The sequence below is a fragment of the Pedobacter sp. genome (genome assembly GCF_965227205.1).
Lineage (GTDB): Bacteria > Bacteroidota > Bacteroidia > Sphingobacteriales > Sphingobacteriaceae > Pedobacter.
Genome location: NZ_OZ245727.1, coordinates 3,837,491 through 3,849,462, shown reverse-complemented (window position 1 = coordinate 3,849,462; position 11,972 = coordinate 3,837,491). Strand labels below are relative to the sequence as shown.

5 protein-coding genes are annotated in these 11,972 nt (G+C 35.1%); 4 read left to right on the top strand and 1 reads right to left on the bottom strand.

Translation table 11 applies throughout. The features are described from left to right. Entirely contained in the window at positions 1-1,299 is a 1,299-nt protein-coding gene (locus ACO05K_RS16580; protein WP_421946303.1) for a UDP-N-acetylmuramoyl-tripeptide--D-alanyl-D-alanine ligase, read from the bottom strand. 85 nt (positions 1,300-1,384) lie between these two features. On the opposite strand from ACO05K_RS16580, the gene ACO05K_RS16575 reads away from it, so the two are divergent. The 4 genes from ACO05K_RS16575 (at position 1,385) to ACO05K_RS16560 (ending at position 11,939) form a co-directional block, all read left to right on the top strand. Further along, on the top strand, positions 1,385-3,880 hold the full coding sequence (locus ACO05K_RS16575) for a M14 family metallopeptidase (protein ID WP_421945535.1): 2,496 nt from the start codon (positions 1,385-1,387) through the stop codon (positions 3,878-3,880). Positions 3,881-4,131: 251 nt separating this feature from the next. After that, positions 4,132-7,200 (top strand): SusC/RagA family TonB-linked outer membrane protein, encoded by a 3,069-nt coding sequence (locus ACO05K_RS16570; RefSeq protein WP_421945534.1) that lies wholly within the window; start codon positions 4,132-4,134, stop codon positions 7,198-7,200. Between the two features lie 4 nt (positions 7,201-7,204). Continuing rightward, complete coding sequence (locus ACO05K_RS16565) at positions 7,205-8,710, top strand: SusD/RagB family nutrient-binding outer membrane lipoprotein (protein WP_421945533.1); 1,506 nt, start codon at positions 7,205-7,207, stop codon at positions 8,708-8,710. A gap of 253 nt (positions 8,711-8,963) precedes the next feature. Continuing rightward, a complete protein-coding gene (locus ACO05K_RS16560; protein WP_421945532.1) occupies positions 8,964-11,939 on the top strand; it encodes a SusC/RagA family TonB-linked outer membrane protein in 2,976 nt (991 codons plus the stop codon). Positions 11,940-11,972: the final 33 nt, after the last annotated feature.

Genomic DNA, 11,972 nt, shown 5'->3' with positions numbered 1-11,972 from the left:
TTATAAATACTGTAGTAAATTCTCCAGTTTCATGCCTCTCGAACCCTTTAAAAGCACCAGATTATTTTTAATCGGTTTTTCTTGAAGATAGGTTGCGGCTTCTGTCGGTGTTTCAAAAAAGATGGCATCAAGTTTATCTTTCAAAACAAAAAAGTATTTTCCTATCAGGATAATTTCCTGTAAACTGCTATCAACGGCTTGATTTGCAATAATCTCGTGCTGCAAGGCTGATTCCTCTCCAAGTTCAAACATATCTCCTAAAATCACCGTTTTATTTTCCGCAGATAATGAAGAAATATTTGTTAGGGCGGCACTCATGCTGCTTGGATTTGCATTGTAAAAATCACAAATCACAGTATTGTTTTTTGTTTTGGTTAACTGAGATCGGTTGTTTTTCGGTTGATAATTAGATAAGCCATTGTTTATTTCATCAACTTCCATATCAAAAAAATCACCTATACAAATCGCAGCTAAAATATTTTCGAAATTGTAGCTTCCCGTTAGGTTTGTTTTAACGGTTGATGAAACTTCGTGATTAGTCCATTCAACCTCAATAAAAGGATCACTACTTTTTAAATTACCTTTTATGGTATTCCCGTTTTCGGTTCCGTAATAAATAAGTTTGCTTAAACCAGCGGTTGCACACATTTCCTGCAAATACGAATTATCTCTATTGATAAAAGTATAACCATTTGTTTCTTTTAAATAAGCGTAAAGTTCTGCTTTTCCTTTCTTCACACCTTCGAAACCACCAAAACCATCTAAATGGGCCATGCCAACATTTGTAATAATGCCATGAGTTGGTTGTGCAATTGTGCAAAGTAATTCTATCTCCTTTTGATGATTAGCGCCCATTTCGATGATTGCAATTTGCACATCATTTGTAATAGAAAGAATGGAAAGCGGTACGCCAATGTGGTTATTCAAGTTGCCAAAAGTTGCAAAGGTTTTGTATCGCTCTGCTAAAACAGCATTTACAAGTTCTTTGCTGGTAGTTTTTCCGTTACTTCCCGTTAAACCAATTACAGGAATTTTTAATTGTTTACGATGGTGGCGAGCTAAATCCTGCAAAGCAGATAAAACATCTTCAACTAAAAGACATCGCTCATTTGCATATTTTGCTTCATCTACAATAGCGTAAGATGCGCCATTATCAACCGCTTGTTGCGCAAATTCGTTAGCATTAAAATTATCGCCTTTTAAGGCAAAAAAGATACTTCCTTTAGTAATACTTCTCGTATCGGTAGATATAGAAGGGTTTTCTAAAAAATAATTATAAAGCTTTTCGGTTGTTAACATACTCATCGTAAAAAATATGCTGTAAAATTAAGCTTTAGCATCAACAAAAAACAAAATTTGTACATTAGGTAAATTTTATTTTAAAATGAAGAAAACGCTAACGCTTTGTTTGCTTTTATTAAGCTCTATACTGTTTGTTTCTGCTCAGGTTAAATCTCCTGATGAATTTTTGGGCTATGAACTCGGTACACATTTTACGCCACATTATAAGGTTGCCGATTATTTTAGGCAAACGGCTTTGGCCTCTTCGAAAAATGTAAAATTAATTGAATATGGTAAAACCAACGAGGGAAGACCTTTAATGGTTGCCGTTATTTCATCACCAGAAAATATTTCAAAAATTGAACAAATCAGGAATAATAACCTTTCGCTTGCTACGGGAAAATCGAGTGGAATTGATTTGGCAAGTCAGCCAGGTATTTTGTGGTTAAGCTACAATGTGCATGGAAACGAAGCAAATTCTACTGAAACTTCTATGAAAATGCTTTACAATTTGGTTTCAGGAACAAATCAGCCAGCAAATGAATGGTTAAAAAATACAGTTGTAGTTATCGATCCATGTTTAAATCCTGATGGTAGAGACCGTTATGTAAACTATTTTAATAGTGTTGTTGGTAGTAAACCAAATTCAGATCCTTCATCAAGAGAGCATATTGAACCTTGGCCGGGTGGCAGACCAAACCATTATTATTTCGATTTGAATAGAGATTGGGCGTGGCAAACACAGCTCGAAAGTAAGCAAAGGTTAAATTTATATAACCAATGGATGCCTCAGGTTCATGTCGATTTCCATGAGCAAAGCTACAATGACCCGTATTATTTTGCACCCGCTGCAGAGCCTGTTCATCAAGACATTACACCTTGGCAAAAAAGCTTTCAAATTGTTGTAGGTAAAAATAACGCAAAATATTTTGATGCTCAAGGTTGGCAATATTTCACAAAAGAACGTTTCGATTTACTTTATCCATCTTATGGAGATACATATCCATTATACAATGGAGCAATTGGTATGACGTATGAGCAAGGTGGAATCAGAGCCGGGTTATCGGTTGTAACGAATGATGGTGATACCTTAACGCTTAAAGACAGAATTGCCCATCACTACACTACAGGAATGTCAACGCTTGAGGTTACATCTTTAAACCACACAAAACTTTTAGATGAGTATAAGAAATACTTTCAGCAAGAATTAACCACTTCTCCAGGTGTTTATAAAAGTTATATTATTAAACCAACAAACTTATCTCGTTTAAAGAAATTAGCAGAACTCTTAACTAAAAATAAAATTGAGTTTGCTTTTGGTGGAGATAAAGGCGGTAGAGGTTACGATTATGATACTCAAAAGGAAGAAAACTTTATAATTGGTCGTAATGATCTAATTGTAAATCTTCAACAATCTCGTGCTGTGCTTGCAAATGTACTTTTAGAACCTCAAACCGTTGTTACCGATTCAAATACATACGACATTACCGCGTGGGCTTTGCCTTATGTTTATGGGTTAAAAGCTTATGCAAGTAAAGAAAGTATTAAGGGCAAGTATAGCTCAATGCAGGATGCTGAAATTATTTCTAATGATTTAGATAAACCGCTGGCTTGGTTATTTGGTTGGGGAACAGGTGAAGATGCTCAGGTTTTGAGTGCTTTGCAAAAGGAAGGTATTAAAGTTAGACAAGCAGATCAGGCTTTTTCTGTAGCTGGAAAAGATTATAGCGCCGGAACATTAATTGTTTTAAGGGTAGAAAATGAGAAAACGGTTAAAACATTAAGAGATAAAGTTGTTAAAATTGCTAAAGAAGTAGGTAAGCCTGTTCAAGCCATTACAAGCGGTTTTGTAGATAAAGGAAAAGACTTTGGTTCATCTGTTTATCCAATTTTAAAACAGCCTAAAATTGCTATTGTTTCAGGTAGCGAAGTTTCTTCATTAGCCTTTGGTGAGGTTTGGTATTATATAGAACATGATTTAGGCTTATCACCAGTAATCATTAACGCCCGAGACTTAAACAACTTAGATATTAATAAGGTTAATACTGTAATTCTTCCAGATGGAAGTTATACCAGTTTTATTGATGAAGGCTTAAAAGGCTGGATTAATAGAGGCGGGAAGTTAATTTTAATGGAAGATGCAATAGAAAGTGTGCTGGATAAAAAAGGTTTCGATATTAAAAGGAAAGAAGCGGTAGTTAAGAAAGATGAAAAGCCAGAGCCAAGTAAACTTCTTTTTAAAGATAAAGATAGAGACGATTACGAAAACAGTATCCCGGGCGCTATTTATAAGATTAACATGGATGCTTCCCATCCGTTTGCTTATGGTTTGGGTAAAAACTACTACTCATTAAAAACTGATCGTAAAATTTACGAACCTTTAACCAAAGGTTGGAATGTTGGTCAGCTATCAGATAAAAGTTTAATGGCTGGAGTTGTAGGTAAAAAAGCTCGCGAAGAGTTAAAAACCGGCTTGTTAATTGGCGTTCAGGATTCTGGAAGAGGAAGCATCGTTTACCTTGCAAATGATCCACTTTTTAGAAATTTTTGGGAAGGTGGAAAGACACTTTTTGGAAATATTATTTTCTGTAGCTACTAGCAAATTCTAATATTGCTTTAATTAATTCAGAGATTTTGGCCGGATTATAATGGAGGTTTAATTCCATTATAATCCGGCTTTAATTTATTAATCACTTTTCATTTTAATGTAACTTTAATGTTGAGTGTATGCGCTTAACATAATTTGAAGTGTTAAATGTTAAAAAATGTTAAAGATAAATTTGGTGTTATTGCCAACTAACTATACTTTAGCACTTTATTAACTATCATTAACTAACCTATTTTCAAATTATGAAAAAACTTCTACAAAGTTTGTTCATACTTATGTTCGTTGCTGTAACGGCAATGGCGCAAGATCGAACAATCACTGGAACGGTTACTTCAGCGGACGACAAATTGCCGATTCCGGGTGTAAGCGTTAGAATTAAGGGAGCTAATACTGGAACATCTACCGATGCAACTGGTAAATTTACTCTTAATGTTGGGGCAGGTACCGTCCTTGAATTTACTTCAATCGGGTACACAAAACAATCAAGAACAGTTGGTACATCAAACACAATTAACATTGTATTGGTTGCTGATGCTCAATCGTTAAACGAAGTTGTTATTACAACATCTTTAGGTATCAGAAGATCTGCAGCTACAACTGGTTACAGCAGTCAAACACTTGATAACAAATCTTTAACAGAAGGTAAAGTAACCAACTTAGTTACAGGTTTGGCATCTAAAGTAGCTGGTTTACAAATCAACTTAAATAACAACGGTGTAAATCCATCTACACGTGTTATTTTACGTGGTAACCGTTCATTAACAGGTAATAACGAAGCATTAATTGTTGTTGATGGTGTTCCTGTTCCAAAAGATGTATTAGCAGCTTTAAACCCAAATGATGTTGAAGATGTAACAGTACTGAAAGGTGCTAACGCTGCTTCTCTTTATGGTTCTGAAGGTGTTAACGGTGTTTTAATTGTAACAACTAAAAAGGGTAAAAGCGGTAACAATCAGGTAAATTTCAGCAGCACTACTTCGTTAGAAACTGTTGCTTACATGCCTAAAATGCAGGAATCTTTTGGTAATGGATACGATTTAAATACTTATGTGCCTTTTGAAAATACATCATGGGGACCAAAATACGATGGTAGCATTGTAACTGTTGGACCAACCTTAGCAAATGGTGCAGAATGGAAATTACCTTATTCAGCTATCGAAAACGAGAAAATGAATTTCTGGGATACTGGTAGAACTTTCCAAAACGACTTATCTTTTTCTGGTGGTGATGATAAATCAACCTATTTCTTCTCTGTTCAAGATGTTAAAATCAAAGGTATCATTCCTAAAGATGAGAACAGAAGAACAAGTGCTAGAATGAATGCTAGTCGTACTTTTGGAAAACTAACTGCATCATTTACGGCTAACTATGCTGTTGCAAATCCAAAAATAACAGCTTCTAACGTTTACAACAACTTATTAAATATTCCTCAAAACGTGCCGATTACTCAATTGAAAGATTGGGAGAATAATCAGTTTGCTACGCCTAACGGTTATTTCTCAGGATATTATGTAAATCCTTATTGGGAAATTGACAATAACCGTAAAAACACTCGTACTGAAACTTTTAACGGTACAGGTGAATTAAAGTATGAATTTGCTAAATGGTTAAGTGCTACATATAGATTGGGCGTTTTTAATACCAACAGTAATTTCAAGCAATATTATCAAAAAGTAGCTTACACAACTGCTTATGATAGACCAACAAATGCAAGTGGTAATGTTACTGATAGAGCAGATAATTTCAGAAGATTAAACTCTGATATTATTCTTCAGGCTAATCACAGCGTTGGAGACTTTAAATTTAGCTTACTTGCAGGTAACAACGTTAGAAACGATTTTACGAAATATACTTCTGAAACTGCAAATGCATTAGTTATTCCTGGTTTATACAATGTTTCTAACCGTGTAGGTGAAGCTACTGTTGAATCTAAATATACTCAAAGGAGACAAGTTGCTGTTTTTGGTGAATTAAATGTTGATTACAAAGATTACCTGCACTTAGCGGTTACAGGAAGAAACGAATGGATTTCTGTTTTAAATGCAACTAATAGATCTTACTTCTATCCAGCTGCTGCATTATCATTTGTGTTTTCGAATGCTTTCCCTTCTATTAAAGAAAATAGCCCGCTTTCATTTGGTAAAGCATATGTGTCTGCTAACAAAACAGCAAACGTTAACTTAGGTGCTTATAATTTAGAAACAGCTTTTAACATTAGTGCGGGCTTTCCATACGGAAACCTTCCTGGTTTCTCTGTAGGTAATACTTTCGCTAATCCTGATTTGCAGCCTGAGTTCGTAAAATCATATGAAGGTGGTATTCAATTGGGTTTCTTTAACGATAGAATTAACTTCGAAGGTACCTATGCTTATAGCGATTCTAAAGGTCAGATTATTCCAATTTCAACATCTTTCTCTACTGGCTATAGTAATGCTTTTGTTAATGCTGGTCGTGTTACTAATAAAACTATTGAATTAAGTTTAAGAGCGATTGCGGTAAGAAGCACAAACTGGACTTGGAACGTTGGTATTAATTATTCTCACTTTAACAATAAAGTGCTTGATTTGTACCAAGGTGTTAATGAAATTCCTCTTGGTGGATACGCTAACTCAGCTTATGTTTATGCAGTAAAAGGTGAAGCTTACCCGGTAATTAAAACAACATCTTACTTAAGAGACCCTCAAGGCAGAATTGTGGTAGATGGAACAACTGGTTATCCAAAAAATGCTGGAGCTTTATTAAATCAAGGTCAAACTAACGCACCTACTAACCTAGGTTTTAACACAAGCGTACGTTATAAAAACTTCACTCTTGCTGGTCAAATTGATTACAGAACAGGTAACGTTTTTTATAACATTTTAGGTAACTTGAATGATTTTACTGGTTTATCTTACACCAGTGCTCAATATGACAGATTGCCGTTTGTAGTGCCTAATTCATCAATTGAATCTCCAGCTGGCTCAGGTAATTTTATTCCAAATACATCGGTTAAAACGCTTGATGGTGGTTTTGATTACTGGTATGGTCAATATAGAAACATTCAGGAAAACTATGTTAATGATGCAACTTTTGTTAAGTTAAGAGAGTTATCATTAACATACAATCTTCCTGCATCTTGGTTAAGCAAGCAAAAAGTTGTTAAAAGAGCAAGTATTGGATTAGTTGGTCGTAACTTATTAACCTGGTTACCGAAAGAAAATATCTTTACAGATCCTGAATTCAGCTTTACTGATGGTAACTCTACAGGTATATCAGATTATATTGCTCCTCCAACAAGAATTTATGGTTTTAACTTAAATGTAACATTCTAGTCTTATGAAGAAGTTATCAAAATATTTATCAGTAGCGCTTATTGGCGCTGCTGTACTTACAGGATGTGAGAAGAATTTCCTAGATATAAATTCAAATCCAAATGATCCTGTTATCGCTTCACCACCGCTGGTTTTGTCATCTGCATTAAACAGAACAACATCTAATGTGGCGGTTTCATTAAACGAGTTAGGCTCAATTTGGTCAGGCTATTGGGCGCCACCTACCGATTATCTATATTATATTGATGAAAAGCAGTATAACATTACATCATCATTTCGTGGTGCAGTTTGGGAAACTACTTATGATAATTTAAATGATTATCAAGCTGTTGAAACAAGCGCAACTGCTGGTGGTTTGCTTAATTATGTGGGTATCGCTAAAATTATGAAAGCTTATAATTTTCAGATATTGGCAGATGCATATAATAACGTTCCATTTACTGATGCTTTAAAAGGTACAACAGCTTTAAGACCAAAATACGATGCTGGACAGGCGGTTTACGAAGGAAGTTTGGCATTAATTGATGCTGGTATTGCAGCTATTAAATCTGCTGGGACCAGTGGTGTTAAGCCAGGTGCAGATGATATTTTCTTCGCTGGAAATATGACGCTTTGGATTAAGTTTGCTAATACCGTTAAATTAAGAATGTTGTTAAGACAATCTGAAATTCCTGGAAGAACAGCTTATATACAAACCGAAATTGCTAAAATAGTAGCAGAAGGTTCTGGTTTTATTGGTGTAGGCGAATCTGTACTATCAAGCCCGGGTTACGTAAGTTCTTCAGGTAAACTGAATCCTTTCTGGGAACGTTATAATACTGATGCTGCTGGTGCGGTAACTGGTAACAATAGAGCAACCCGCCCGACTGTTTATGTTGTTAATAAGTATTTAAATACTGCAGATCCACGTATTACAAGATTATATACACCAGTTGGTGGTATATATAAAGGAGTAGAATTAGGTAGAAATACAGGTGATGCACAAGCAACTTTTTATAAATCAAACGTGCTTTCTCCATTTTTACCTCTTGGTGGATTGTTAAAATCTGCTACTCAGAAATCAGTAATTATGTTATCGTCAGAAAGTTTGTTTTTACAAGCTGAGGCTGCTCAAAGAGGATTTATCACTGGTTCTGCAGAAACATTCTACAATTCAGGAATTAGTGAATCTTTTGTTTACTTAGGTGTAACTAATGCAGCTGCAGCGGCAGCTACTTATTATGCTCAGCCATTACAAAATGTAAATTTTGCAACTTCTACAGATAAAATCCAGGCAATAATTTTCCAGAAATGGTTAGCTTTAAACAGCATAAGTGGATGGGAATCTTGGAATGATTTCAGAAGAACCAAATTCCCTCTTGACAATCCTTTATCATTAGCGGCAATTGGAACTAAGCATCCGGCAAGATTACTTTATCCAAACTCAGAATTAGGAACTAATGGAGAAGAAGTAACTAAACAAGGAACGATAAGTCCTTTTGACTCAAAAGTTTTCTGGGATAAGAAGTAATTCTCCTTAACAACTTATTAGGAAAGACTCGAAGAATATTTATTCTTTGAGTCTTTTTTGCTTTACAACCTGAAAGAATAGAACATACAACTATATTTTGTAAAAAATGGGGAAACAATGAAGAATCCATCTTGTTTGTCATTTAAAAATCATAAAATATTTGATTTTAGTTAAAATTTGTTAAAAAAATCTTTTGAACTCTATATTTAGAGTTGAATAATGAACTAATTAACATTTAACTAACTTAAATTTCATGAAAAAACTTTTACAAAGTTTGTTCGTGATGATGCTTTTCGCAATAACTGCGTTAGCTCAGGAACGAACAATTACTGGTACAGTTACAGCTAAGGAAGATGGATTACCAATCCCTGGTGCAACCGTGCGAATTAAAAATTCAACAGTAGGTACAACCACAAATGCAAATGGACAGTATACCATTAAGGCGCCGGCTGGTGCTGCGCAATTTGACTTCTCATCTATTGGTTACAGCACTATTACTAAGGCATTATCTGCCGGTGCAACAACTTTAAATGCGGTATTAGAAAATGACAACAGAATTTTGGATGAAGTTGTAGTCACTGGTTATGGATCTGGAAGAAGACTTTCTGGTACTGTAGGTTCAGTTGCAACAGTAAGCGCTAAAACTGTTGAAAATAAGCCAGTTGCGAATGCTTTTGATGCAATGCAAGGTAAAGTAGCAGGTTTAACAGTATTTACTTCCTCAGGTGAGCCTTCTTCAGCATCTACTTTAAGATTGCATGGTGTTGGCTCTTTGGGTGCTAGTAATACTCCACTATTTTTATTGGATGGTATCCAAGTAGAAGAGAGTACTATTACCAATATGAATCCAAATGATATTGAAACCATTTCAGTATTAAAGGATGCATCTTCAACATCTATTTACGGTGCACGTGCGGCAAATGGTGTAGTTTATGTTAGCACTAAAAGAGGTAAAATAGCTAGTGATGCAACAATTTCAGTATTAGGACAATATTCTGTGGCGAATCCTGCAAGTGATAAGTTTTACAGAAGCATGTTAAATACAGCTCAGTTGAGCCAATTACAGATAGAACAGGGCTTAAGAACTCCAGCTGCAACTGCTGCATTATTAGCACAATATCCTAATGATACAAAATGGTATGACTACTATTACAAAAAAGATGTGCCTACATATCAAACTGATTTAACAGTGTCTGGTGGTGGAGGTAAAACTGCTTATTACATTTCTGGTAGTTTTTTCCAGGGAGAAGGAAATAGATTCCGTTCAGGATTTGACAGATATACCCTACGTTCAAATTTAACATCAACACTAAATCAATACATTAAAATTGGTATGAATTTAGCTGCAGGTACTTCAAACACACAGCTTAATGATTTAGCTGGTAATGATACTAATGGTCCTTTAGCTTTATTAGCTCAGCCTTGGTTTTCACCATATGATGCAAATGGAAACGAGTATTACGGTACAATTATTCCAGGTTGGGGTAGATATAGTCCTCGATATATTGCTGATAATACACCATATAATAGAAATAGAATAACATTCAATCCAACTGGTTTTGTGGAAATTACTCCGGTAAAAAATGTTACAATTAAATCTCAGGGCGGTATTGATGGATATATTGACAGATTAACTGATGCAAGATTAGCTTCAGATGTACGCTTTCCAGGTGCTGGTTTGTTAGCAGAATCTTACTCGAGAAAATTGAATAAAACTGTTACAAATACTATCGAATACAGGTTTTCAATTGATAGGCACAATTTCACTGCTTTAGGTGGACAGGAATATGTTGATGGTGTGATTCAGAATTTTGCTGCAAGCACTAGTAGACTTCCAAATGATGGTTTATTCATTCTTCAAAATGGAGATGCTACGAATAGAGGCGTTAGTTCATCTAAAACTGAATACTCTTTCAAATCTTTATTTGGCCGTTTAGAGTATAACTTTAGCAATAAATATTTCTTAGATGGTTCAATCCGTGAAGATAAATCATCTCGTTTTGGTGCAAACAAACAAACGGCAACCTTTTGGTCTGTAGGTGGTATGTGGAGAGCTAAACAAGAAGATTTCTTAAAAGATGTTAAATGGTTAAATGACTTAACCGTTAGAGCGAGTACTGGTACAAGTGGTAACTCTGCTATTGGTAACTATGAAAGTTTAGCTACCGCTGCCGGAAGTCCAAACTACAATGGTTTGCCGGGTGTAGTTCAAAATGCTCCAGGTAATCCAGATTTAGGATGGGAAAAACAACAAAAAACAAGTGCTGGATTTAAAGCATCGTTTTTAAACCGCATCAGATTAGACGTTGAATTTTACTATCGCGAAACAAGCAATCAATTAATTAACGTGCCTCAGGTTTTCACAACAGGTTATTCTTTAGTTAGAACAAACGTTGGTGCTTTACAGAATAAAGGTGTAGATATTACTTTAGATTTTGACGCTTACATTAACGATAAGCACAGAGCTTATATAACGCCTTACATTAATGCGAATATGAACAGAAACAAAATCACTGAACTATTTCAAGGTAAAAACTTTTACGTGAATCCAGGAACAGGGGTTTTATGGGCAATTGGCGAACCAGTTTCTTATGTTTATCCAATGTGGGCGGGTGTTAACCCTGCTAATGGTTTACCTCAGTGGTATGTACCTAATGCAGGTGATGGAAGTATCGTTACCAGAACAGATCCTAATGCTGTAACAAGCAGTTTCTCAGCAGCTAATTTACAACAGAACACAGGTATCCAACGTTATGCTTGGTTAAATGGTGGTTTTGGTTTTGCGGCAGGTTACGAAGGTTTATATATTAATGTTGATTTTACATACTCTAAAGGTAAATATATGATCAACAATGATAGATATTTCTTTGAAAATCCAACATCATTCCCAGGTTTTAACCAATCAACTACAGTTTTAGATTACTGGAAAACGCCGGGTCAAAATGCAACCTTCCCCAACTTAACACAACAGTTTACACAATTTGATAGCAGATTAATTGAAGATGCATCATTTATCAGATTGAAAAACTTACAAGTGGGTTACAGCTTACCAAGGTCAATTTTAGATAAAACAAAAGCCATTAAAGGCGCAAAGCTTTACTTCCTTTCTCGTAACTTGTTAACTTTCACAAAGTATACAGGTCCGGATCCGGAGATTGATGCAAACTTATCTTTAGGAGCATATCCTAATACAAGACAAGTTGGTTTTGGTTTACAATTGACGTTTTAATAAATAAAGAATATACTTTAAGATATAATAAAG

Coding starts and splice junctions, on each gene's coding strand:
- ACO05K_RS16560 (WP_421945532.1), top strand. CDS start 8,964: ATGAAAAAACTTTTACAAAGTTTGTTCGTGATGATGCTTTTCGCAATA.
- ACO05K_RS16575 (WP_421945535.1), top strand. CDS start 1,385: ATGAAGAAAACGCTAACGCTTTGTTTGCTTTTATTAAGCTCTATACTG.
- ACO05K_RS16565 (WP_421945533.1), top strand. CDS start 7,205: ATGAAGAAGTTATCAAAATATTTATCAGTAGCGCTTATTGGCGCTGCT.
- ACO05K_RS16580 (WP_421946303.1), bottom strand. CDS start 1,299: ATGTTAACAACCGAAAAGCTTTATAATTATTTTTTAGAAAACCCTTCT.
- ACO05K_RS16570 (WP_421945534.1), top strand. CDS start 4,132: ATGAAAAAACTTCTACAAAGTTTGTTCATACTTATGTTCGTTGCTGTA.